The organism is Streptomyces sp. NPDC005728 (assembly GCF_040630895.1).
In the GTDB taxonomy this organism is placed as follows: domain Bacteria; phylum Actinomycetota; class Actinomycetes; order Streptomycetales; family Streptomycetaceae; genus Streptomyces.
In genome coordinates, this window is the sequence record NZ_JBEXYL010000116.1 from 1 (window position 1) to 23332 (window position 23332).

Sequence of the window (23332 nt, forward strand, 5' to 3'; positions counted from 1 at the left end):
GTCGGGCGCCGCCCTGTGTGCCGGACGGGAGGCGCTGCACGACCGTGCCGGTTCACGGCGTGCCGGACACCAGCGCCGCCCGGAAGGCGAGGGCGACTGCCCGGACCCGGTCGCGCGGGGTCAGCGCGCGCACGACGTCCTATCCGCGTACTGCAGCAGCCGCCTCATCGAAGACCTGTTCCATGTCGACCGTTCCGTTGCTGCGGACCCAGGCTTCCGTGGCGATGGCGGAGCAGGCCAGGGCGCAGGCGACGAGTGCGCGGGCCCGTATCTCGGTCATGGGGTCCGTCGCGGCACCCAGTCGTCCGGCGATGTCCGGCACGAGCAGGTCCATCCACTGCTGCTGTTTGTCCAGCTGACGCGCCCGGAGAGAGGGCGAGGCATGGAGCATGCTCGTGATCTTGAGGAAGTCCTCCGGAGAGTAGGGGAGTGACTCGACGAGTGCCTTGAGAGCCGCCCGGAGCGCTTCCCATGGGGGCTCGTCCGCCGGACGGGCTTCCAGTGCGGCCTGCAGGACCCTGCCGCTCTCGGCGTGGTCACCCAGCACGATGTCTTCCTTCGTGCCGAAGTAGCGGAACAGCGAGCGCCGCGAAATGCCGATCTCGCCCGCGATCTGCTCCATGGTCGTGGCCTCGAAACCGCGCTCGAGGAACAGTCTCATCGCGGTGGCGACGATCTCGGCCTGCACTGCTCGCCGGGTGCGCTCCCGCAGTCCGGCCGGGCGGCCCTCGCGATCGTTCATGGGTACGCAGCCTACCACCGACTGCACCGAGTGCCATCTTGACACCGAGTGACAGTTCAGGCCTACAGTGCCACCACGAGTACACCCGCCGCCTCCCGGGAGCAGCCATGAGCGCCGTCGACTACCGCGGTCAGACCACCCTCATCACCGGCGCCAGCGCCGGCATCGGCGCAGAGTTCGCCCGCCGGCTCGCCGAGCGCGGTTCGCACGTCGTCCTCGTCGCACGGCGCCAGGAACGGCTCGACGAACTGGCCGCCGAACTCACCGCGGCCCACGGCGTCCAAGCCACGGTCGTACCACTCGACCTGAGCCTGCCCGCCGCAGGACAGACCCTCGCCGAGGAGGTGGCGCGGCGCGACCTGACCGTGACGAGCGTCGTGAACAACGCAGGGTTCGGCACCTTCGGCCCGTTCCATCAAGAGGACCCGCAGCGCCTGCGGGAGGAGATCAGCGTCGACGTCGCAGGCGTCATCGACATCAGCCGGGCCTTCATCGAGCCGCTGCGGGCCGCCGGCACCGGGGTGCTGATCAATGTCGCGAGCATGGCGGCGTACCTGCCCGTCCCCAACATGGCCGTCTACGCGGCGGCCAAGGCGTTCGTGCTGAGCTTCACCGAGGCCCTGTGGCAGGAGTCCCGTGGCACCGGGTTGCGCGTGATCGCCCTGTCTCCCGGCGCGACCAGCACCGAGTTCTTCGACGTCATCGGCACCAACGCCGCGGACGGCGGCGCCAGACGGCAGTCCCCCGGGGAGGTCGTGGCGACGGCGCTGCGGGCCCTTGACCGCCGTACACCACCGCCAAGCGTCGTCTCAGGCCGGTTCAACCGCGTGATGGCGAGTCTGGGCCGGGGGTTGAGCAGGCGTCGTGCGGTCCTGCTCATGGGATCCATGACCGCCGCACACTAGGGTCCGGCTCTACGATCAGGTGGCTCGGCGTGTTGCCGTGCTCAGCGGGCCGGCAACGAGCAGCAGGCTGGTCTACACCCTCGTGCGCTGACCGCGGAACGAGGCGCGGTAGCCGTGCGGGGTGGTTCCGGTCACTCGTTTGAAGCGCTCGCGGAATGCGGTGGGCGAGCCGAACCCGGCCTGGTCCGCCACGCGTTCGACCGTGTCGTCGGTGGTCTCCAGCAGGTACTGGGCCCGGCGGACCCGTGCACGCAGCAGCCACTGCAGGGGCGTGGTGCCGGTCTGTTCGTGGAACCGTCTGCTGAAGGTCCGCTCGCTCAGCCCGGATCGGGCCGCCATGGTCTCCAAGGAGAGATCCTGGCCCAGGTGTTCCTCGATCCATGTGAGAACTGGTTCGATCACCGATCCCTGAGGCGCCGGGGGCTGCTGGTGGACGATGAACTGGGCTTGACCGCCTTCCCGCTCCAGCGGCATCACCATCAGGCGCGCGGCGTCGGCCGCCACGGCAGAGCCCAGATCGAGCCGGATCATGTGCAAGCACAGGTCCAGGCCCGCCGACGCCCCGGCCGATGTCAGCAGCCGGCCGTTGTCGACGTACAGCACGTCCGGACGGACTTCCACCTTCGGGTAGAGCTCCGCGAGCAGGCCGGTGGCCAGCCAGTGCGTGGTCGCGGCGAGACCGTCCAGCAGCCCCGCCTGGGCCAGGGTGAACGCTCCCGCGCAGATCGAGGCGATCCGGGTCCCCCGCGCCGCCGCTGCGCGCAACGCCTCCAGGGCCTCCTCGGCGGGCGGGCTGCTGTAGTCGGAGCGGCCGGGCACGATGATCGTGTCCGCGTCGGCCAGCGCCTCCAGCCCCCAGGGTGCCCGCACGACGTACGTGCCGCTGTCCACGTCCGGCGTGACCCCGCAGACTCGCACCCGGTAGGGCCGTCGGCCGTCCGGCAGCCGGACGCATCCGAACACCTCGACCGGGACTGCAAGGTCGAACGCCAGCACCCGGTCCAAGGCGAGAACTGCCACGGTGTGCACGGCATCAACGATAGACGTAATCCAGCCAACGCCAATAATCCGGGAAAGAAATCCCTGAGGAGAGATCTCCCCACGTCAAAGGTATGGCGGGAACCCGTTGCTGTTTGTCGATCCAGCCGCTGTGCCGCATTTCGGCCAGTCACTAGCGTGAGCGCTACGGGCCCCAAGCGCGAAGAACGACCATCCAGCCGAAAGGAGCGTTCTCTTGTTCATCGATCATCTGTGGATGGTGGGGTTCCGTGTCTGTACCCCTACGGATCGGGCCGTCCGACACTTCTACGTCGTTCGGAACGCCAAGGACGAGCCTCACGCCCGGCAGCTTGCGGCACGGCTGGCCGACACCCTCGCGGAGCGGCAAGCGCGTGAGTACGCGCCGCTCGACGAGACGTGGACCGAGGTCCTCCTCCTCCACCGCGACGGCCTCGGGAGCTGGCGCCGCTGCGCCTCAGCCGACGGCACTCCCGGACCAACGACGGGCCGGCTGATCCAGTCGGAACCGCGCAGTCGTGGTCAGGTGTCTTCGGGATCCAGCTCGAACGTGAAATAGATGCTCAGACAGTAGGGCTCGTCCTCGTCGTGGAAGAAATCCCAGGACACGTCCGACACACGGATTTTTTGTTCCCGCACCCACTCATGGGCTTTCTTGAAGGCGTCCGCCGCATGTGTGGCGAAGAACAGCTTCCGCGCCATGGGATGTACCCCGGTCTCAGCGTCCGAGTCGTCGAAACCCTCCGGAATGTCCAGGCAGAAGTCGGGATTCAGCACCATGGAGCGCGCCCTTTCCAGTCGGTTTGCCGATACGAATCGACAGAGGCTGATCCTCTGAGCACGACGCCCGGTAAGACTGCCGCACACCCGGGAATGGTTGCTTTGCCGACCATGCGGCGAAGTGACACAGCCGGGAGAACGGCCCCCCGCGATGATCCAAATGGCAGGGCCTAGCGCACCCCTTCATCCAGCCCGCGAGCGATCGTCCGCTCGCGCCCCCAGGCCGCCAGCGGCTGGAGTGCCTCGTTGAGCCGGATGCCGTCCTCTGTCAGCGAGTACTCGACGCGGGGCGGCACCTCGTCGTAGGAGACGCGGTGCACGACGCCGTCCGCTTCCATCTCGCGCAGGTGCGAGGCCAGCACCTTCTCGGTGATCCCCGGAAGCAGTCGACGCAGCTCGCCGAAGCGGCGACAGGGGTGCTCGTGGAGCGCCCAGAGGATCAGGACCTTCCACTTGCCACCGATCACCTCCATCGCGGTGTCGATCCCGCAGACGTGTCCGTCCGGTGCGCCCGGCCGGTTCAGCGTCGTCATCCCCCCACCCTTCTGGCGTGCTCGCTCACCCCGGGGTAACCATCCACTCCGAAGTGCGTACTTGATCACCTCCGGGCCTGCGACCAGCCTAATCGGCATGGCACAGAACACTGTTGAGAAGACTTCCGTCACGATGCTGGGACTCGGCGCGATGGGTTCCGCGCTGGCCCGTACCTGGCTTGCCGCCGGCCACCCGCTCACCGTCTGGAACCGCACCCCGGCCCGCGCCGCGGCGCTCGGCACCGAGGGTGCAAGGGGCGCGGACAGCGCCGCCGAGGCGGTCGCGGCGAACCCCCTGGTCATCGTCTGTCTGCTGGACGACGCCTCGATCGACGAGGTGCTGGCCGGCACCGACCTGACCGACAGGGACCTGGTCAACCTGACCACCAGCACCCCCGCCCAGGCCCGCGCCCGTGCCGAGTGGGCCCGCGAGCGCGGCGCCCGCTACCTGGACGGCGGGATCATGGCCGTCCCTCCGATGATCGGCGTCCCGGAAGCCGGCGGCTACGTCTTCTACAGCGGCTCGCGGGAGCTGTTCGAGCGGCACCAGGAAACCCTGGCTGTCCCGGCCGGCACCACCTACGTCGGCAAGGACGCGGGCTTCGCGGCCCTGCACGACGTGGCCCTGCTGAGCGCCATGTACGGGATGTTCGCAGGCGCCGCGCACGCCTTCGCCCTGATCCGTAAGGAGGACATCGACCCCACGTCACTGGCCCCGCTGCTCGCCGACTGGCTCGTCGCGATGGCCCCCGCAGTGCACCAGACCGCCGAACAGCTACGGGGCGGCGACTACACCAAGGGTGTCGTCTCCAGCCTCGCCATGCAGGTGGCCGGCACGCCGACCTTCCTGCGCACCGCCGAGCAGCAGGGCGTCAACCCGGAACTGCTCAGCCCCTACTTCGAGCTGATGCGCCGCCGCCTGGCCGAGGGCAGCGGCGAGGAGGACCTGACGGGTGTGATCGACCTGCTGGTGCACTGACCGGCCGCTTGCCGCCCCAGCGGCGACCGTACTGGTCACGGTCCGCAACGAACGGCTGTGACCAGCACCGTCACAACACGCTGTAAGTCGGCTTGCGCACCATGAACACGTCCACCGGATCCTCGGTCTCGAGGACGAACCCGTGCCGCTCGTACAGCCGCCGGGCCTCACTGCCCTGCAGCACGTTCAGCCGGACCAGGGTGCCTGCGCGGTCGCACGGCTCCAGCAGGTCGCGCAGCACGGCCGCACCGATCCCGCGGCCCTGCACGTGCGGGGCCAGGTAGAAGTGCTCCAGCCAGTGGGCGTCCTCGGCCGGCCGCAGTGACACGCAGCCGGCGAACGCGCCGTCCACCTCGATCACCCAGGTGTGCGCCGGTGCGAACGCGTTCCGCAGCCGCTGCCGCACCCGCTGCTCGTCGTACCGCCCGAGTCGCTCCAGATCCGCCCGCATCACCACGGCCCGCAGCTCGGCCACCGCCTCGACGTCCGCCGCCGAAGCCGGCCGTATCTCCCAGTCCACCATGATCGCCAGGCTATCGCCGCGCGCTGCTCCCGATCTTCACGCCCTGCGCTGCTGCCTGATCGGCTCTCCCACCCGGTGCATGTGCGTCAGGGCCTCGCGGTAGGACTGGATCAGTCCGGTCTCGTGGTAGGGCACCCCGATCTCGGCGCAGTACCGCCGCACGATCACCTGGGCCCGACGCAGATGGACCGTGGGCATGCTCGGGAACAGGTGGTGCTCGATCTGGTAGTTGAGCCCGCCCAGCATCACGTCGGTGAACCAGCCGCCGTGCACGTTGCGGGACGTCAGGACCTGGCGCCGCAGGAAGTCGAGCTGCTGTGCACCCGTGAGCGTGGGCATGCCCTTGTGGTTGGGGGCGAAGGTGCAGCCCAGGTAGACGCCGAACAAGCACTGGTTCACGGCGAGGAACGCCACGGCCTTGCCCGGCGAGAGCACCAGGAACAGGGCCGAGAGGAGAGCCCCGATGTGGAGGAGGAGCAGGGCGCCCTCCAGCAGCCGGTTCCTCATGGACGGCGAGCGCAGCGCCCGCAGACTCGCGACGTGCAGGTTGAAGCCTTCCAGGTTCAGCAACGGGAAGAACAGCAGCGCCTGGTGACCACCGAGGAGGCGGGCCAGGCCCCGGCTGGCGCGGGCTTGTTCGGCGGACCACACCAGGATGTCCGGGGCGACATCGGGGTCGAGTTCCTCGTGGTTGGGATGTGCGTGGTGGCGGGTGTGCTTGTTCATCCACCAGCCGTAGCTCATGCCGATCCCGAGGTTGCCGAACAGCCGTCCTGCGATCTCGCTGTGCCGGCGCCGCCGGAACACCTGCCGGTGGGCCAAGTCGTGCGCCACCAGAGCGACCTGCCCGAACACCACGGACAGAAAGGCGGCCACGGCCAGTTGCCACCAGGTGTCGCCGAGAACGAAGAAGGCTCCCCAGCCGGCAGCGAACAGCCCGGTCACCAGACCGAGCCGCACCGCGTAGTAGCCGGGGCGCCGCTTCAGCAGACCGGCCTCGGCTATGCGCCGGGACAGTCTGGCGAAGTCACTGCCGGCACCGGCGCCGGACGTGCCCGCATCGGCGGCGGAAGGGCTGGTTGCCACGGAGGCATCGAGGGAGGTCGTCATGGCGAGAATTCTGGTGACGCCGTACGAGCCGAAGAAGCCTGCCAGCCACCGTATGCACCCGAGGCCTGCCCCACCGACCCTCGGGGGTTTTCCCCCGGTTACACCGACAACCGGGCTCCGAAAGGGCTCGGCTTGTCCTTTGACCTCCGGGGTCCTCGAGCTGGTTGCGGCCGGATGGACAGTGGTGGGTGCACGGGCCGGGCGTGTCAGGTGGGATCGGATGTTCCTGAACCCGCGGCCGACGCGAGCCGACCTCTTGACCACTGTGGCTCCAGCCACTATTTTGCGATAGTCGTCGACCCATGACTACCGAAAGGAGGCGACCAGCAGATGTACACCAGCTCTGATCTCGGTCGCCTCGCCCAGTGCACCGTCTGGGTTCCGGGTCGGATCGCGCACGGCTGCTGAGCACGCCGTTCTGATGTGCCCGTCCATGGCACATTCCGGGTTTCCCGTCACCACATTCCGGCACGCCGCTGTTGCGTGCCGTCTTGCGCCCGCTCCTCTTACGTGGTGCGTCTGAACACAGAAAGCTGCCTGAAATTGGCGAACATGATGAATCGACCGATCGCGCACCGAAATGAAGGCCTGTCATGGTAGCGGCGCGGATCACGGTCAACGGGAAAGAAACACCGATTTCACCGGCTGCGCCCCACACCACAGCGCTGGATTTCCTGCGCGAGCGTGGCCTCACCGGCACCAAGGAGGGCTGCGCCGAGGGTGAATGCGGCGCCTGTTCGGTCCTGGTGGCCCGTCCCGGGGTGAACAAGCCCACCGACTGGGTGGCGGTCAACGCCTGCCTGGTTCCGGTCGCGGCCCTCGACGGTCAGGAGGTCATCACCTCTGAAGGCCTCGCTACCGCCGGCCAACCGGGCACGCCACCCGCCCTGCACCCGGTGCAGGAGGAGATGGCGGTCCGTGGCGGCTCCCAATGCGGCTACTGCACACCGGGATTCATCTGCAGCATGGCCTCCGAGTACTACCGCCCCGACCGCTGCGCGCACGGGGACTCGGCGGACGGCGCGGACTCGGCCGAAGGCCACGACGCCGAGCACGGTCCGAACGGTTTCGATCTGCACGCGCTGAGCGGAAACCTGTGTCGCTGTACCGGTTACCGCCCGATTCGCGATGCCGCGTTCGCCGTCGGTGAGCCCACCGACGAGGACCCGCTGGCGCAGCGCCGTGAGCAGTCCCCGCCCGCACCGGTTGCCACCGAGTACACCCGGGACGACAGCACGTTCCTGCGGAAGAGCACCCTGGCCGAGACGCTGCAGCAGCTGCGCGAGCGGCCCGACGCGGTGGTGGTCGCCGGGTCGACCGACTTTGGCGTAGAGGTGAACATCCGTTCCCGCCGGGCGGGTTGCGTCGTAGCTATCGACCGGCTGCCCGAACTGCGTGAGCTGCGTGTCGAATCCGACCACATCGAGATCGGAGCGGCGCTGACGCTCACCGAGATCGAGCGCCGCCTCGACGGCGACGTCCCGCTCCTTGCGGAGCTGTTCCCGCAGTTCGCCTCCCGGCTCATCCGTAATGGTGCAACCTTCGGCGGAAACCTCGGTACCGGCTCGCCCATCGGTGACAGCCCGCCGGTGCTGCTCGCGCTGGAGGCGTCGCTGGTGCTCGCCGACGTCGACGGTGAGCGCGTGGTCCCGCTGGCGGACTACTTCACCGGCTACCGGCAGAGCGTGCGCCGTCCCGGCGAGCTGATCCGCGCCGTGCGCATCCCGCTGCCGCTGTCGCCGGTCACGGCCTTCCACAAGATTGCCAAGCGGCGCTTCGACGACATCTCCAGCGTGGCCGTCGGTTTCGCGCTCGACATCGAGGACGGGATCGTCCGCAAGGCACGCATCGGCCTGGGCGGCGTGGCCGCCACCCCGATCCGCGCGCTCGCCACCGAGGCGGCCCTGGAGGGCAAGCCGTGGTCGGCGGAGATCGTCGAGGCCGCGGCCCGGGTGCTGCGGGGTGAGGGCACGCCGATGGACGACCATCGCGCCAGCTCCCTCTACCGTTCCGCGATGCTCGGCCAGAGCCTGCTGAAGCTGCACGCACAGACCACCGAGGCGGTGTCGTCATGAGCCATTTGTCCGAGCGTCCCGAGAAGCCTGTAGTCGGCGTATCGATGCCGCATGAGAGTGCCTTCCTGCACGTCACCGGCACCGCGCTCTACACCGACGATCTGGTCCAGCGCACCAAGGACGTGCTGCACGCGTACCCGGTCCAGGTCATGAAGGCCCGCGGCAGGATCACCGCGCTGCGCACCGAGCCCGCGCTCGCCGTACCCGGTGTGGTCCGCGTGCTGACCGGTGCCGACGTTCCAGGCGTCAACGACGCCGGTATGAAGCACGACGAGCCGCTGTTCCCCGACGAGGTCATGTTCCACGGCCACGCGGTCGCCTGGGTGCTCGGCGAGACCCTGGAGGCGGCCCGGCTCGGTGCGGCGGCCGTCGAGGTGGAGCTCGACGAACAGCCTTCCCTGATCACGCTGCAGGATGCGATGGCGGCGGGCAGCTATCACGGCGCCCAGCCCCTGATGGTGCACGGCGACATCGACGCGGGCTTCGCCGACTCCGCACACGTGATCACCGGCGAGTTCCAGTTCTCCGGTCAGGAACACTTCTACCTCGAGACGCACGCGGCGCTGGCTCTGGTCGACGAGAACGAGCAGGTGTTCATCCAGAGCAGCACCCAGCACCCCTCGGAGACGCAGGAAATCGTCTCGCACGTGCTCGGTGTACCCGCCCACGAGGTGACCGTGCAGTGCCTGCGGATGGGCGGCGGCTTCGGCGGCAAGGAGATGCAGCCGCACGGGTTCGCGGCCGTCGCCGCGCTCGGCGCCAAGCTGACCGGCAGGCCGGTCCGGTTCCGGCTCAACCGGACCCAGGACCTGACCATGTCCGGCAAGCGGCACGGGTTCCACGCCAAGTGGAAGATCGGCTTCGACGCCGACGGCCGTATCCAGGCCCTCGACGCCACCTTGGTCGCGGACGGCGGTTGGAGCCTGGACCTGTCCGAGCCGGTTCTTGCCCGTGCGCTGTGCCACATCGACAACACCTACTGGATCCCCAACGCGCGCGTCGCCGGTCGCATCGCCAAGACCAACACGGTCTCCAACACCGCATTCCGCGGCTTCGGCGGACCGCAGGGCATGCTGGTGATCGAGGACATTCTGGGCCGCTGCGCGCCGCAGCTCGGCCTGGACCCCATGGAGCTGCGGGAACGCAACTTCTACCAGCCGGGCCAGGGCCAGACGACGCCGTACGGGCAGCCGGTCACGCAGGCCGAGCGGATCTCCGCCGTCTGGCAGCAGGTGCAGGAGAACGGCGGCATCGCCGACCGCAAGCGCGAGATCGCCGCCTTCAACGCCGCGCACCCGCACACCAAGCGGGCCCTGGCGCTCACCGGCATCAAGTTCGGTATCTCGTTCAACCTCACCGCCTTCAACCAGGGCGGCGCGCTGGTGCTGATCTACAAGGACGGCTCGGTCCTGATCAACCACGGCGGCACCGAGATGGGCCAGGGCCTGCACACCAAGATGATGCAGGTGGCCGCGACCACGCTGGGCATCCCGCTGCACAAGGTCCGCCTCGCCCCGACGCGTACCGACAAGGTACCCAACACCTCCGCCACCGCTGCCAGTTCCGGGGCGGACCTCAACGGTGGGGCGATCAAGAACGCCTGTGAGCAGCTGCGCGAGCGGCTGCTGCAGGTGGCCGGCTCCCAGCTGGGTGCGAACGCTTCGGACGTGCGCATCGTCGAGGGCGTCGCGCGCGCCCTGGGCAGCGACAAGGAGCTGGCCTGGGACGACCTGGTGCACACCGCCTACTTCCAGCGGGTCCAGCTGTCGGCGTCCGGTTATTACCGGACCGAGGGGCTGCACTGGGACGCGAAGTCGTTCCGGGGCTCGCCGTTCAAGTACTTCGCCAACGGCGCCGCGGCGACCGAGGTGGAGGTCGACGGCTTCACCGGTGCGTACCGCATCCGGCGCGTGGACATCGTGCATGATGTCGGCGACAGCCTGTCCCCGATGATCGACATCGGCCAGGTCGAGGGCGGTTTCGTGCAGGGCGCGGGCTGGCTGACGCTCGAGGACCTGCGCTGGGACACCAGCGACGGCCCGAACCGCGGCCGGCTTCTGACCCAGGCGGCGAGCACCTACAAGCTGCCGAGCTTCTCGGAGATGCCCGAGGAGTTCAACGTCACGCTGCTGGAGAACGCCACCGAAGAGGGCGCGGTCTACGGCTCCAAGGCGGTGGGTGAGCCTCCGCTGATGCTGGCGTTCTCGGTGCGGGAAGCGTTGCGGCAGGCCGCGGCAGCGTTCGGGCCGACCGGTGTCAGCGTCGACCTGGCCTCGCCCGCGACGCCGGAGGCGGTGTACTGGGCGATCCAGGCAGCTCGCCAGGACGATGCCTCCCGGAACGGTCACGCCCTCAACGGGGCGGCCGCCAACGGCCACGCCGGAAACGGCCACGCCGCCAATGGCAGGATCCGGACCGACGCAGAAGCGCTGAGCGGTGCCTGACATGACGTGGGTCGCCGCGGTCGCACGGTTGCGAGCACGCCGGGAGTCCGGCGTGCTGGTGACCGTCGCGACCGTGCGCGGCCATGCCCCGCGCGATGCCGGTGCGAAACTCGTTGTGGGGCAGACCGAGACGTGGGGCTCCATCGGCGGCGGCAATGTCGAGGCCGTCGCGATCGATCGGGCCCGGGAGATGATCGTCGCCTCCAAGCCGGAGCCGGAGCTGATTGACTTCGCCCTGAACGACAAGGTGACCAATCAGCATGGCGTGCAGTGCTGCGGCGGCACGGTCTCGGTGCTGCTCGAACCGCTGCCGGTGGTACGGGCGGTGGCGATCTTCGGTGTCGGGCACGTCGGGCTGGAACTGGCGCGCATCCTTGCGCGTCAGGACCTCGACCTCCATCTGATCGACAGCCGCTCCGACGTCCTCGCCGAGGAGCGGCTCGCCGTGCTGGCAGACGCGGTGGCGCAGGTGCACGTGCATCACACGCCGCTGCTGCCGGAGGAGGTGCTGGAGGAGTTGCCGCGCGGCACCCACATCCTGATCATGACCCATGATCACGCCGAGGACGCCGCTCTGTGCGACGCCGCCTTGCGCACCACCCACCTCGGCTCCATCGGGCTGATCGGGTCGGCGGCAAAGTGGGTGCGGTTCCGTAAACGCCTCGCCACCGAGGGTGGGCACGACGACGCCACCATCGATCGGATCAAGACCCCGATCGGGCTGGCCGACATCACCGGCAAGGAACCCGCGACCATTGCCGTGAGTGTCGCTGCCGACTTGCTGCGCACCTTCGAAACCGAGGAGAACTGACTCTCCCACCGGATCGACAGGGCGCCCCGCACAAGTGCGAATGCACAGGGCGAGGCACCCTGTCGGCGCGATCATGGCCCGAAAGCCCTGCACCCTGAACCTGAGGGCCGTCAAAAGTGTGGGATGACGAAGTTGTACCCCGCCGCCTCGTGGGCGTCGCCGGCCGGGCAGCGGCCCTTGGTGGGGTAGCCCCAGTAGAAGAGGGCGTAGCACTTGGTGCAGAACCGCCAGTACGCCTGGCTCGTGGGGGTCTCGACCACGTCGTGGGGGAGGACGTAGTCATAGCCCTTCGCCAAGTGGGAGCCCCCGGCCGGGCACCAGCCGCCTCCCGGGTAGCCGAAGTAGAACAGGCCGAGGCACCTCTGGCAGTAGCGCCAGTCGGCCTGCGCGGTCGCCGTCTCCGGCACGTTGTAGGGGAGGCGGAATTGGTAGCCGGCCGCGTAGTGGCCGTCACCGGCGCCCGGGCAGCGGCCGACACCCAGCCCGACATATACGTGGATCATCCCGTAGCAGCGTTCGCAGAAGCGCCATTCGCTGTCGTCGGCGCGAAGGCGGGCCGCACGCGCCGGCTCGTCCTTTGCCGCGTACGCCACCGCGCTGCTCGTCCCGGCGACGACGAGGCCGGCCAGAACGCCGAGCCCGCGCGCGGCGAAAGCCCGCCGGCCCTGCTGTGCACCCGTGGTTCTCGTGTGACCCAACGTCACCCTCCTCCCGCTTCTTTCGGCGCAGTGCACCATTTGCCCGTACAAGTCCCCACCCAGTGTCGCGAATAGTCCACGAGCGGCCTCCGCAATCTCGGGGATCCTGGCGAGGCTGCCGCCTTCCCGGTCGGCGATCGCCTGCAGCGACAGATGCTCGTGTTCGTACCAGGTGCGCCCCTGGCGTGCGCGGTACAACCTGCAGTCACCTTCCGTACGCCCCCGTGCGCCACTGTCACCCCATGACGTACGACCCGATACCGTCCGTGGACGCGCTCATGGCTCTGCTGGCCGATTGCGCGGACGTATGGGACACCCCGGACCGCTCCGGTGACCCGGTGGACATCCTCGACCACGGTCTCCAAGTCGCTGCCGTACTGGCCGAGCGCCACCCGGACGACGAGGAACTTCAAGTGGCCGGACTGGTCCACGACATCGGCCACCACCTCGTGCCCGGCGACGAGGCGGGCCACGGCTCACACGCCGCGACGGCGGTGGAGGGCCTGCTCGGCACCCGGGTCGCCCGTCTCGTCGCCCTCCACATCCCGGCCAAGCGCTATCTCGCCGCCGCCGACCCGCACCTCGCACTGTCCCCGGAGAGCGCCCGCACCCTCGGCTGCCAGGGTGGCCCCATGACCCCGCGCGAGGCGGCCGTTTTCGAGGCGGACCCCGAATTCTCGGGGGCGATCGCGCTGCGCAGGGCCGACGACGCGGGGAAGGTGGTGGGTCTGCGGGTAGCGGCCCTGGAGTCCTGGCGACCGGTGGTGCACCGGGTCGCGGCCGGCTGACCACCCCTTGCCTCCGGCGCTGTCCATCGACTCCTGAACCCGGGTCCTCGCCGCCGACAGCGCGCCCATGCCCAGTCATTTCAGGATCATGAACAATCCTCACGTTTCTGTGGACTCCTCAGCAAGGCGCTCCTATGGTCGCCGTCGGCGCGACCCCTGTCGTACGCACCCGAGGAGCCGCATGTCCCGCAGGACACTCAGCCGTGCCCTGGCCGTCGCCCTGACCTTGGCGGCAGCCGCAGCCGTCACCGGGCCCACGCCGGCGCAGGCTAACCCGATACCCAGGGCACCCGGCCACCGACTGGTCGACGCCTATGACGGAGCGCCCGCCACCTCCCAGCCCCTCCCCGGCAAGCAGCCCCCACAGCACCCGTTCCTCGCGGCCAACGGCCGCAGCGGCATGCACGCCGATGCCTGGGGCAGCGCCACCTATCCGTGGAACGGCCCGCTCGGCAGACAACCCCGGGTCGGCAGTGAGCGGATGGCGCCGCTCGGCGGCGAGTGCGCCAACGTCACCTTCGACCGGGACGGACGGATCGTCACCGTCTGCGGAACGTTCACGGGCTTCCTGGTCAAACTGCTCGACCCGCATACCCTTGCGACCCTGGCCGAGTACAAGCTGCCGCAACGACCGTCCACCATCGAGGCGATCACCCGTCTCGACTTCTCCCGGATCTTCAAGGACACGTCCGGTGGCGCCTACTCCTACCTCGACGACCAGGACCGGCTGGTACTCGCAGACTCCCGCCAGCATGTCCTGCGCCTGGCCCACCGGCAAACCCCTGACGGAACCTGGACCTTCACCGTCACCGATGACTGGGACCTCGGCAGCCACGTACCCCACGACTGCGTCACTTGGACCAACCTGCACCCCCGCGGCGAATGCGATCCCGTCACGTCCGTCTTGCCCGACTGGAGCGGCCTGATCTGGTGGGTCACCCGGCAGGGCCGCGTCGGCACCGTCGACCCCGCCACCGGCACCATCCGGTCCGTCCGGCTCGCCGGAGAGGAGATCCAGAACTCCTTCTCCGTCGCCGAGGACGGCGTCGCCCTCGTCTCCGACCACGCCCTGTACGACTTCCGCGCCACCGCCGACGGCACACCCGAGGTGATCTGGCGGCAGACCTACGACCGCGGAACAGGGACCAAACCCGGCTCCGTCAACCAGGGTTCCGGCACCACACCGGACATCTTCGGCGAGGGCGGAAAATACGTCGCCATCACCGACAACGCCGACGACCGCATGCACGTCCTGGTCTACCGGCGCGACGTCGGCGTCCCCACCGGCCACCGCCTGCTCTGCGAGATCCCCGTCTTCGGCTCCGGGGCCTCCACCACGGACAACTCCTTGATCAGCTGGGGCAACAGCCTCGTGGTCGAGAACAACTACGGGTACGAGAACATCTCCTCGCTCACTCTCGGGCGCAGCGTCGCGGGCGGGGTCACCCGCATCGACGTCCGCAAGGACGGCAGCGGGTGCGACACCGTATGGGAGAGCGGCGAACGCTCACCCTCCACCGTGCCGAAGCTGTCCACCGCCAACGGCCTGCTGTACCTGTACACGAAGAACCCGAATCCGCTGGGCATAGACGCCTGGTACCTCACCGCCGTCGACTTCCGCACCGGCGAAACCCGCTTCAAGCAGCTCGTCGGCACCGGCATCAACTACGACAACAACTGGGCCCCCATCACCCTCGGCCCCGACGGCACCGCCTACATCGGCGTGTTCAACGGACTCACGGCTGTCCACGACGGAAATTGAGCAGCGGGTACACCGCGGTGCGACGGAGGCGGCTTGCGGCCGGGCGGGCTGGTCGCGGCGTCAGTGTGGCGGGCAGTCGGACGACGAAGACAGGATGTGCATCGCCCGACTCCTGCAGCCCGCCTCCGCCGCCGGCCGCAGGGATCCCGAGAGCATGCTGGGATACAGCGTCACGCACTGACTGACCAGACCTCTTGAGCGCAGGCCCGTCCTTGAGGACGGGGTTGGCTCATCCTTGGCGCGGAGCCGCGAAGGGCGGAGTCTGCTGTGTTGTCAGTGGCGTCGTCCAGGTTGATGAGGTCAGTTGGAGGGGGTGTTCTGGTGCTGTCGGGTCGCAGGTACCGGCTTGAGCTGACGGCCGAGCAGGCCGCGCAGTGCGGGGAGTTCGCGGATGTGTGCCGGGTGGTGTGGAACACCGGTCTGGAGCAGCGTCGTGAGTACCGGCGGCGGGGCGGCTGGATGAATTACGTCCCGCAGTGCGCCGAGCCGGCCGACGCCAACCGCGAGCATGGGTGGCTGAAGTCCGCTCCCTCGCACGTGCTCCAGCAGACCTTCAAGGACTTGGACCGGGCGTGCCGGGAGCATGGCACGTTCAGGGTGCGGTGGCGATCCAGGGCCCGCTGGTCGCCGTCGTTCCGGTGAAGGGAAACCGGCCCTACACCTTCGACCTCGCCTGCCAGGCACCCGCCCGCCGCTCGGTGACGCTGACCCTCGCACGCGGCGACGAGGAAAGCGAGTGGGAGGTGACGTGCGGCGACCGCGAGGCGGACCAGTTCAACATTCCCGTCGGCGGCCGCTTCACCGCCCGTATCCCCCATACGGGACAGGACACCGACGGCCTCGTGCTGTGGCGGCTCGACGCCGTGGCCCCCGAGGACTTGGACGATTGTGAGGACGACATCGAGGGGTGTGAGAGCTGAGTGGCCGCTGCCCGGTGCCGAGGGACTCCGACGACGGTGAGCGGTGCCACCTCGTCCGCCCGGTCTCCGGCGCCACGCAGGCGGTCGCGGACGGAACGCTTCCTCTGGCGTGATGCGGATCTGGTGGCCGCTGACACGGCGGCGAGGTCGTCGTCCGCGTCGCCAACCGCGAGCTCAGGGCCCAGCCCAACCGCGGGGCGAACCCGTCCCGGAACCGACCGGTGCAAAGCAGTCAACTCGAAACGGGTGAAGGGGGAGGCGGGAGGTCCTCCAGCCGTCATTCGGGGGATGTCATTCGGGGTGCTCAGAACCCGTGGAGGGGGTGTTTTCGGCGGGCCCTCCGAAGTCCGGGCTCGCGAAGTCCGGGGTGGTGAAGCTCGGACGAGGGGCCGAGGTGCCGCTGTCGGGGCTGCGGAAGCCGGGGCGGTCGTGGCCGAGGCGGGGCATGCGGCTGATCGGTGCCGACGGGGCCGTATGCCGTAGGGCCGTCGTACCGGGATCGCCGAGCGCTTCCTGCAGGAACGGCAGGATGCCGCGTTCCAGCAGGGCCTCCCGCCAGGCTTCCCTGGCCCGGGCGACCTCGTCGCCGAGGTCGTCGTACGGACCGGCATCGTAGGGGCTGTTGCGTAGGGCGGTGACCAGCAGAGCCACGGCGGCAGCCACCGTCGCAGCCGCCGCGATCGCCCCGAAGACCCATGCCATGGTGAGGAGCATCCGGGCGAAGGACGGTGCGAGGCCGAGCAGCCTCAGGAGGAGGCCCACGATCAAGGAGGTCATCGCAGCCGCGCCGGAGAGAACGGGTGCCAGCACCGAGGCGACGGCGATGACACCCGCCCCGGCGGTCTCGGATGCCTCCCCCAGGGTGGTGGCGAGCCCCATCGTGCCGGCCGCTGCGGGCTGTCCGGAGTCGGGGTCACCTGCAGACGAGGAGGTGGACGGCGCGGGGTGGCGCACTTCTTCGCGGACCTTCACGTAGTGCTGGTACTCGGTCGCCGCGGCCGTCGTGATGAGTGCGGTGGCGTTGAGCGCCATGGTGCGCAGCTGTTCGGGGTTGAGCCGTTGTCCGACAGTGGCCAGTTCCGGTCGGTGTGGTGCGGAGCGCAGCGCCTCGTCGAGGACCCGCTCGAATTCCTGGCGGTCCTCGCTCAGCAGGTGCTGCGTAACCAGCGGATGTGGCCCCTCCCAGCGCGGGGCAGTCGCGTTCCTCGAAGCGCCGCCGCTTTGATTTCCAGGCTGCCTTGTGTCCCGCCGAGCCCTGGTGGGTGGGTTCGGTTGCCGCGGTGGGGGAGGAGTGCTTTCGGTCGGCCCTCCGAAGTCCGGATTGGCGTAGTCCGAGCCCGTGAAGCCGGGGACGGAACGGCTCGCGCGGTCGGTCTGCCGATCTTTCGCTCTCCCATCCGCCTCGCTGCGTACGGATGTCGCCGGGTCTGCCTGGATGCCCAGGACGGAGGTCAGCAGACGGCGCCCGAGGGGAAGCCTGCGCTGGCGTGCGACAGCCGAAGGCGGGTCGATGGAGTCGGTTCTGCGGTCGACGCCCAGGACCGCTGCAGCTATGCGCCGACTCATGGAGGGTCGCGTCATCGTGTCGTCCCCTCCTCGCCGACGGTGGGTCCGTGCGGAGGTCGGGGTGCCCGGTAGCCGCCGAGTCCACGGCCTCGCTCGCCCGCCGGGCCCACGGGCCAACCGTTCGGCCGATGTTCGCGGGTTCCGGTCTCCGGCTGAAGGTCGGTGGTCAGCACGTCGGTGCGGGGTTCGTCGACGGGCGCGGGAGCCGAGGGCACCGTCGTGGTCGGCTGCGTCGGGCCGGCCATGCCGGACGGTGCGACGTGGGGCTGGGACTCGGGGCCTGCCGGCGTCGTCCATTGAGCGGGCAGTGCACGTTCCGGAGCGACACCGGCGGTACCTCCTCCTGGACCCAGGTCCGTCCGTGACGCGCCGATGACCGCGTCGCTCACCGACTGGGCGCGTCCGAGTTGAGTCAGGATCACCGGGGCCGAGATGCCGACCACGACGGCCGCGTACGCACCGCTGATCTGGCCCGTGGTGCCCAGGAGCACCGCGGCTCCGGCGCCCATCGCACTGTGTACGACGGCGGCAACCGGGTCGGCCACGGGGTCGAAGTAGTCCTGGAACCGGGGAGGTTCGCTCTCCTGACCGGAGGGTAACCCCCGATGGGCGCGGCGGGCTGACTGCCAGTCCAGGAACCGGGTGTAGGCGTCGAGAAGCCCGCGCAGCGCACCTCCTGCCGCACCCAGCAGGATCAGCATTGGCACTTCCACGACTTCCCCCGGTGATGCAAACCGCTCGGTTCCGGCGAATGGAGCCCGCAGCCCGAGCCTAAGGCCCGCCGCGGAACGGAGGGAAGGAAGAGCGGCGAGCGGTGTCTGATGACTCCTCCCGAGCGTTCAGCCCGATCTCGTAGGTTCTTCGGCAGCCAGTACTCCAGCCGTAGAACGTGATTTTGCCGATGGAGGCCGCTGGGGGATGCGACTGCGTGCTTCCGTTACCGAGCAACACGCTCGGCGAGGTTCCGGCTAACCTGCCGGCATGGAGCAGGACTACCCCCTCGTCCGCGAAGCCTTCCCCGACCTCGTCGCTGAGTTGATCACCCTCTTGGAGGAAGAAGGGGAAAGGGAGTTGGCGATATGCGCCTGGGACCTTCGTCTTGTCGCCATGTGCGATTGTGGCGATGACTTCTGTCAGAGCATCCACACGGCGGTCCATCCGAAAGGACAGCCGTATGGCGAGGGCCATCGGTGCGTACCGCTCCTGCCCTCGGAAGGCATGCTGGTCCTGGACGTCGTGAACGGCAGGGTCAAGTACATCGAGGTACTGGATCGGCCGCCCATGTACAACCAGAAGGGTGCTGCGCGCTGACGTTCGCCGGAGTCTGCTCGTCAACGACGTTGCTCAGACTCGCGAGCCGAAGTGCCCGGTCAGACGGGCACGTGTACGGCCACCACCAGCGGGTGCGCCGAGCGCGAGCAGAACGCATCGACCGTCGTGCGGCCACTGGGCCTTTTCCCACCTCACGTTGAGGATGCGTGGTGGAGAAGACTGCAGTGCTTCCTCGCCTAGGGGTGCCCGACTGCGTCGTGACGTCGGCGCGGTACCGGTGCTCAGCTGCGGTCTTCGGCGCTGCTGTCGTTGATCGTCCGGAACAGCTCGCGAGCCCGCTCGCAGAACTGCTCGACCTCCGTGATGTCCGGCTCGTCACCGTCCGCCAGCATCCGGGCCTGGAGCTGCTCGGAGCGCAGCCCGCCGTAGCGGGCCCGCACCTCTGCGGTCACCGGCTGGACCGCGATGTGCAGGTGTTTGCGCGCGTTGCGGCCGTGCGACCACATGCAGACGTAGGTCTGCTCAGGCCGGCACAACGCCTCCACGACACGAGCGGTGTCGCGCAGCAAGGGGCCGAGTTCCGCCGCTGCCGTGTCATCGAGCTCCGCGATGGCCACGACGTGTTCCCGCGGACCGACGATCAAGGTGCCGAGATTCATCGGACCGACGATGTGGTTCACCACCCAAGCAGCGGTCTCGTGCAGGATGCCCCCGGGCAACTCCCGGCGCCCGGTCAGAAGGTCACACCCAAGACATCCCGTCACATCCACACGCACCAGCCTATACAGAGCCCGCACGGACGCGGTCGACGGCCAACTTGGCTGTTGAATGCGCCGGTTGGCCTGGGCACGCGATGAAGCTCCTGGTCGACGGGTTCACGACCAAGATCGCCTGTGTCGGCAGGAGCTTCGTGTGCTTGTCTGAGGTTGCGTCGTCTCAACGCGTCAGCGCCGACCTGGTGCTATGGCCGGTCCGGTCCTTCGGTCGCGCGTCACTTTGAGATCCGGGCATCGATGCCGTCGAGCAGGAAGTCGAGGCCGATCCGGAAGGTGTGGTCGGCGTCCAGGTGGGCGGCATCGCGCACCACCGTGGCCAGCGCGGGGAATCGGCCGGTGGCGAAGGTTCGCTCCAGATAGGGCCCGAGTGAGGCCTGCCAGCGCTTCTCGTCCATCCCGGTGGCCCGCTCGGCACGCCGCTCGGCGATCTCCCGACGCACCGCGCCGATCACGTATGAGTTGACTGCGGCGACCACCGGCATGACGGCGTCCACGTCGACGTCGCCCAGTGCGGCCACCACGGTCTCCCCGCTGGCCAGCGCGTGCGGCCCGAGCTGGGGTCGGCCACCCAGTAGATCGGCGAGCCATTCGTGCTCGTGAGCGGCGTGCCGGGTGGCTTCGGCAAGAGACCGGAGCACCTCCCGCCAGCCGTCTCCGACCGGCCGGATCTCGCCGTGGGCGGCGTCGACCATCAGGTCGAGCAACTCCTCCTTGCTGGCGATGTAGCCGTACAGCCGCATCGGACGGACGTCCAGCGCGGTGGCGACCTTGCGCAGCGACACCGCCTCCAGGCCGTCCGCGTCGGCCAGCTGGATCGCCGCGCGCACGATCCGTTCCCGGCTCAGCGGGGCCGGCACGGGTCGATTCGGTGGCTCCGGCCTCTCCCACACCAACATGCCCCTAACAATACATCGCATCGAGCGATACAGTGTATCGGACAGTACGGCGTATCGAAGGAGAGGCAACCATGACCATCGCCATCGTCGGAGCCGGCCTCGGTGGCCTGGCTCTCGCCCGTGTGCTGCACGTGAACGGCATCGACGCCGTCGTGTATGAACGTGAATCGTCGCGTGGTGCGCGCGGTCAGGGCGGCATGCTCGACATCCACTCCGGCCAGCGGGCGCTGCGCGAGGCCGGTCTGATCGACCAGTTCTATGCGATCGCCCGTGGTGAAGGCCAGGACATGCGTCTTCTCGAGCCGGACGGCACCCTGCTGCTCCAGGAGGACACGCCCGACGACGCCCCGCTCGATCGACCCGAGGTCGACCGCGCCGATCTGCGCAACCTGCTGCTGGATTCCCTCCCCGAAGACGTGGTGCGCTGGGGGCACGCGTTCAAATCCGCCGACAACGGCCTGCTGCACTTCGCCGACGGCGGCAGCGCGACGTATGACCTGCTGGTCGGCGCGGACGGCGCGCAGTCCCGGGTCCGCGCGCTGCTCACCGACGCCCGCCCGGCACATATCGGCCAGAACGTCGTCGAGGTCGGCATTCCCGACATCGACCACACGCACCCCGACCTCGCGGCGATGGTCGGGCGCGGCACCTACTGGGTGCTCGGCAACGGAATATCCCTGGCGGCGCAGCGCAACGGCGACGGCCGCGTTCGCATCGGCCTCAGCTTCTACAACACCGCCGAGGACTGGTTCGCTACCAGCGGGATCCCGTTCGACGACCCGGCCGCCGCCCGGGCGCGGCTGGTCGACCTGCTCCCCGGCTGGGACTCACGGTTCACCGCGCTGATCGCGGCCTGCGACGACACGATCGTGCCGCGGCCGCTCACCACTCTCCCGGTCGGCCTGACCTGGCCGTCGACGCCAGGCGTCACACTGCTCGGCGACGCCGCGCACCTGATGCCGCCGGTGGGAGAGGGCGCCAACATGGCGCTGCTCGACGGTGCACTGCTCGGCCTCGCGCTGGCCGCGCGCCCGGACGACTTTCCCGCCGCCGTCAAAGAATACGAACGCGAGATGTTCGAACGCACCGGCGCTGCCGCCCGGATGTCCGCGGAGATGCAGGAATTGCTGGCGTCGCCGGACGGCGCCCAGAAAATGCTCGCATTCTTCCAACCTGACGGAGTCTGAGACCCTGCAAGGTAGGTAGGTTCTCACCGTCCGTGACCTACGTGTCGTGCTGTTACCTGGGACTTATCGTTCTGTCGCACATCGCGGCCAGGGGCCTCTGCCTCATTGCCATGTCATTTCCTCAGCAGGGACCTTGTTGATCGCGGCGACCACGCGTCTGCCAGAACTGGTCAGCTTCATGGCTCCGCCACGCGTAGCTCGTTCCAACAGGAGCTGTCCCCTGACAGACGGGCGCCTTGTCGGGCTACTGCTGCTCGTGTGGGGCGATGGCGAGGATGGCGACGTCGTCGTGCAGATTGCCGGTGTGGCGGGGCAGGTCGGCGTTGAGGAAGTCGACGACGTCGGCAGGGCCCGGAGCCGGCTGGCCGGTGAACCGCCCTCGGAGCCGGTCGAGGAGGGGGTAGAAGGCGCCGGCCGCGTCGCGGGCTTCGACCAGCCCGTCCGTGACCAGCAGCAGGACGTCGTCGCGGGTGAAGTTGTGGGTGTAGGCGGCGGGCGGGTCGGCGGTCAACGTGCCCAGGCCGAGCGGGAGGGCAGGCGGCCCGGTCAGGGCGTTCACTTCACCGCCGGAGATCAGGACCGGCTCGATGTGCCCGTGGTTGATGATCGTGATCCGATGGGCGAGAGGGTCGTGTTCGACCAGGGCCGCGGTGACGAACAGTTCGTCATCGGGGATGTCTTCCGCCTCCCGGGCCAGGCGGCGTTCCATCCGGGCGCCGACGGCCATCAGGTCCCCCAGGTCGTAGGCGGCCTCGCGGAAGGTGCCGAGGATGTCGGCGACGGTACGCACTGCCTGCAGGCCCTTGCCACGGACGTCGCCGATGATGGCACGTTCGCCGCCCGGGGTGGCGCGGATGTCGTACAGATCGCCACCGACCATGGTGCCGGCCTCGGCAGGCCGGTACAGGCCCGCCGCGAGCACGTGCCCGACCTGGTGCGGCACCGGCCGCAGCAGGGTGCGCATGAGCGCCTCGGCGACCGAGTTCGCGTGCACCAACGACCGCTGCTGGCGGCGGCGGTGGGCAGCGAGTGCGGCGCCGAGGACGCCGACCAGAGCGGTGGCGATGTAGGCGTTGATGTGGTGCTCTTCAGTTAGGTGATGGTCGACGTCGGCCAGGACGGCTTCCAGCCCGAGGGCGATCACCGTGATCCCCGCGACGGCAGCGGGCCCGAGGGTATAAGCAGCGAGAGCCGGCAGGGCGATGAGCGGGAAGCTGGTCGCCCAATGCGCTGGCAGCGGAATGCTCATGACGATGACGAACGCGATGTACGCGACGGGTAGCCACCGAATCCAGGCGGACGGCGTCGGCACCTCGAAGCCGTGGTCCGCGCTCGGATCGAGGCTCTGGCGCGACCTGTGCACCTGGGCTCCTGAAACGACCGTGATCAAGGAAGGCCCACAGCGTGGCGCCGTCACCAGACCCGACCCGGTCATTACGCCGAAGGCGGCATGTCACCGGGCACCTCCGAGGATGCCCCGGCCTTCTGGCTGGGGAGGAATCGGATTCCTGCGGAGCAGGGCAGAGGTAGCCGGATCGCCGCCGGGGC

Annotated in this window: 23 protein-coding genes; 11 read left to right on the forward strand and 12 right to left on the reverse strand. The window is 69.0% G+C overall.

The window, feature by feature from the left end:
* Positions 1–139 precede the first annotated feature (139 nt).
* Positions 140–742, reverse strand: coding sequence for a TetR family transcriptional regulator (locus ABZ471_RS41405; protein WP_359074112.1), 603 nt, complete (start codon positions 740–742; stop codon positions 140–142).
* Between the two features lie 107 nt (positions 743–849).
* Between ABZ471_RS41405 and ABZ471_RS41410 the strand changes: the two genes are divergently transcribed.
* Positions 850–1647 (forward strand): SDR family oxidoreductase, encoded by a 798-nt coding sequence (locus ABZ471_RS41410; protein WP_359074113.1) that lies wholly within the window; start codon positions 850–852, stop codon positions 1645–1647.
* 72 nt (positions 1648–1719) lie between these two features.
* Here the strand turns inward: ABZ471_RS41410 and ABZ471_RS41415 are convergent, their stop codons facing one another.
* From ABZ471_RS41415 to ABZ471_RS41425, 3 genes are all read right to left on the reverse strand, one after another.
* Positions 1720–2676 (reverse strand): helix-turn-helix domain-containing protein, encoded by a 957-nt coding sequence (locus ABZ471_RS41415; RefSeq protein ID WP_359074115.1) that lies wholly within the window; start codon positions 2674–2676, stop codon positions 1720–1722.
* A 510-nt stretch (positions 2677–3186) separates the two neighbouring features.
* Positions 3187–3444, reverse strand: a complete 258-nt coding sequence (locus tag ABZ471_RS41420; protein ID WP_359074117.1) for a hypothetical protein — start codon at positions 3442–3444, stop codon at positions 3187–3189.
* Positions 3445–3614: 170 nt separating this feature from the next.
* Positions 3615–3977 carry a helix-turn-helix domain-containing protein gene (locus ABZ471_RS41425; RefSeq protein WP_359074118.1) on the reverse strand — a complete coding sequence of 121 codons (363 nt, stop codon included), beginning with the start codon at positions 3975–3977 and terminating at the stop codon, positions 3615–3617.
* Between the two features lie 97 nt (positions 3978–4074).
* On the opposite strand from ABZ471_RS41425, the gene ABZ471_RS41430 reads away from it, so the two are divergent.
* Entirely contained in the window at positions 4075–4956 is an 882-nt protein-coding gene (locus ABZ471_RS41430; RefSeq protein ID WP_359074120.1) for an NAD(P)-binding domain-containing protein, read from the forward strand.
* A 70-nt stretch (positions 4957–5026) separates the two neighbouring features.
* Here ABZ471_RS41430 and ABZ471_RS41435 read toward each other — a convergent pair whose 3' ends face one another.
* The gene (locus ABZ471_RS41435; protein ID WP_359074122.1) at positions 5027–5479 is read right to left on the reverse strand and encodes a GNAT family N-acetyltransferase; all 453 of its coding nucleotides are present in this window, start codon (positions 5477–5479) and stop codon (positions 5027–5029) included.
* 36 nt (positions 5480–5515) lie between these two features.
* On the reverse strand, positions 5516–6589 hold the full coding sequence (locus ABZ471_RS41440) for an acyl-CoA desaturase (RefSeq protein ID WP_359074124.1): 1074 nt from the start codon (positions 6587–6589) through the stop codon (positions 5516–5518).
* A 593-nt stretch (positions 6590–7182) separates the two neighbouring features.
* On the opposite strand from ABZ471_RS41440, the gene ABZ471_RS41445 reads away from it, so the two are divergent.
* Genes ABZ471_RS41445 through xdhC form a run of 3 tightly spaced genes read left to right on the forward strand, consistent with a single transcriptional unit; the run spans position 7183 to position 11919 of the window.
* Positions 7183–8664, forward strand: coding sequence for an FAD binding domain-containing protein (locus tag ABZ471_RS41445; RefSeq protein WP_359074125.1), 1482 nt, complete (start codon positions 7183–7185; stop codon positions 8662–8664).
* Positions 8661–11108 carry a xanthine dehydrogenase molybdopterin binding subunit gene (xdhB, locus tag ABZ471_RS41450; RefSeq protein WP_359074127.1) on the forward strand — a complete coding sequence of 816 codons (2448 nt, stop codon included), beginning with the start codon at positions 8661–8663 and terminating at the stop codon, positions 11106–11108. The genes ABZ471_RS41445 and xdhB overlap by 4 nt, the downstream gene beginning before the upstream one ends.
* Position 11109: 1 nt before the next feature.
* Positions 11110–11919, forward strand: a complete 810-nt coding sequence (xdhC, locus tag ABZ471_RS41455) for a xanthine dehydrogenase accessory protein XdhC (RefSeq protein ID WP_359074129.1) — start codon at positions 11110–11112, stop codon at positions 11917–11919.
* 110 nt (positions 11920–12029) lie between these two features.
* On the opposite strand, the gene ABZ471_RS41460 is transcribed toward xdhC, so the two are convergent.
* The gene (locus ABZ471_RS41460) at positions 12030–12617 is read right to left on the reverse strand and encodes a hypothetical protein (RefSeq protein ID WP_359074131.1); all 588 of its coding nucleotides are present in this window, start codon (positions 12615–12617) and stop codon (positions 12030–12032) included.
* 242 nt (positions 12618–12859) lie between these two features.
* Here ABZ471_RS41460 and ABZ471_RS41465 point away from each other — a divergent pair, with 242 nt between their 5' ends.
* The 4 genes from ABZ471_RS41465 (at position 12860) to ABZ471_RS41480 (ending at position 16087) form a co-directional block, all read left to right on the forward strand.
* Positions 12860–13405: an HD domain-containing protein gene (locus ABZ471_RS41465; protein WP_359074132.1), complete on the forward strand. Its 546-nt coding sequence runs from the start codon at positions 12860–12862 to the stop codon at positions 13403–13405.
* A gap of 181 nt (positions 13406–13586) precedes the next feature.
* The gene (locus ABZ471_RS41470) at positions 13587–15167 is read left to right on the forward strand and encodes a hypothetical protein (protein ID WP_359074133.1); all 1581 of its coding nucleotides are present in this window, start codon (positions 13587–13589) and stop codon (positions 15165–15167) included.
* A 294-nt stretch (positions 15168–15461) separates the two neighbouring features.
* Positions 15462–15809, forward strand: a complete 348-nt coding sequence (locus ABZ471_RS41475; RefSeq protein WP_359074134.1) for a helix-turn-helix domain-containing protein — start codon at positions 15462–15464, stop codon at positions 15807–15809.
* The gene (locus ABZ471_RS41480) at positions 15740–16087 is read left to right on the forward strand and encodes a hypothetical protein (protein WP_359074149.1); all 348 of its coding nucleotides are present in this window, start codon (positions 15740–15742) and stop codon (positions 16085–16087) included. The genes ABZ471_RS41475 and ABZ471_RS41480 overlap by 70 nt, the downstream gene beginning before the upstream one ends.
* 291 nt (positions 16088–16378) lie before the next feature.
* On the opposite strand, the gene ABZ471_RS41485 is transcribed toward ABZ471_RS41480, so the two are convergent.
* Both ABZ471_RS41485 and ABZ471_RS41490 read right to left on the reverse strand, forming a co-directional pair.
* On the reverse strand, positions 16379–17119 hold the full coding sequence (locus ABZ471_RS41485) for a hypothetical protein (protein WP_359074135.1): 741 nt from the start codon (positions 17117–17119) through the stop codon (positions 16379–16381).
* A gap of 545 nt (positions 17120–17664) precedes the next feature.
* Entirely contained in the window at positions 17665–18354 is a 690-nt protein-coding gene (locus ABZ471_RS41490) for a hypothetical protein (protein ID WP_359074137.1), read from the reverse strand.
* A gap of 280 nt (positions 18355–18634) precedes the next feature.
* Here ABZ471_RS41490 and ABZ471_RS41495 point away from each other — a divergent pair, with 280 nt between their 5' ends.
* A complete protein-coding gene (locus ABZ471_RS41495) occupies positions 18635–18964 on the forward strand; it encodes a hypothetical protein (RefSeq protein ID WP_359074139.1) in 330 nt (109 codons plus the stop codon).
* Between the two features lie 242 nt (positions 18965–19206).
* On the opposite strand, the gene ABZ471_RS41500 is transcribed toward ABZ471_RS41495, so the two are convergent.
* Together ABZ471_RS41500 and ABZ471_RS41505 are read right to left on the reverse strand one after the other, a co-directional pair.
* A complete protein-coding gene (locus tag ABZ471_RS41500; RefSeq protein ID WP_359074141.1) occupies positions 19207–19584 on the reverse strand; it encodes a hypothetical protein in 378 nt (125 codons plus the stop codon).
* A 332-nt stretch (positions 19585–19916) separates the two neighbouring features.
* Complete coding sequence (locus tag ABZ471_RS41505) at positions 19917–20597, reverse strand: TetR/AcrR family transcriptional regulator C-terminal domain-containing protein (RefSeq protein WP_359074143.1); 681 nt, start codon at positions 20595–20597, stop codon at positions 19917–19919.
* Positions 20598–20668: 71 nt separating this feature from the next.
* On the opposite strand from ABZ471_RS41505, the gene ABZ471_RS41510 reads away from it, so the two are divergent.
* Entirely contained in the window at positions 20669–21784 is a 1116-nt protein-coding gene (locus ABZ471_RS41510) for an FAD-dependent monooxygenase (RefSeq protein WP_359074145.1), read from the forward strand.
* Between the two features lie 244 nt (positions 21785–22028).
* Here the strand turns inward: ABZ471_RS41510 and ABZ471_RS41515 are convergent, their stop codons facing one another.
* Entirely contained in the window at positions 22029–23147 is a 1119-nt protein-coding gene (locus ABZ471_RS41515; protein ID WP_359074147.1) for a PP2C family protein-serine/threonine phosphatase, read from the reverse strand.
* Positions 23148–23332: the final 185 nt, after the last annotated feature.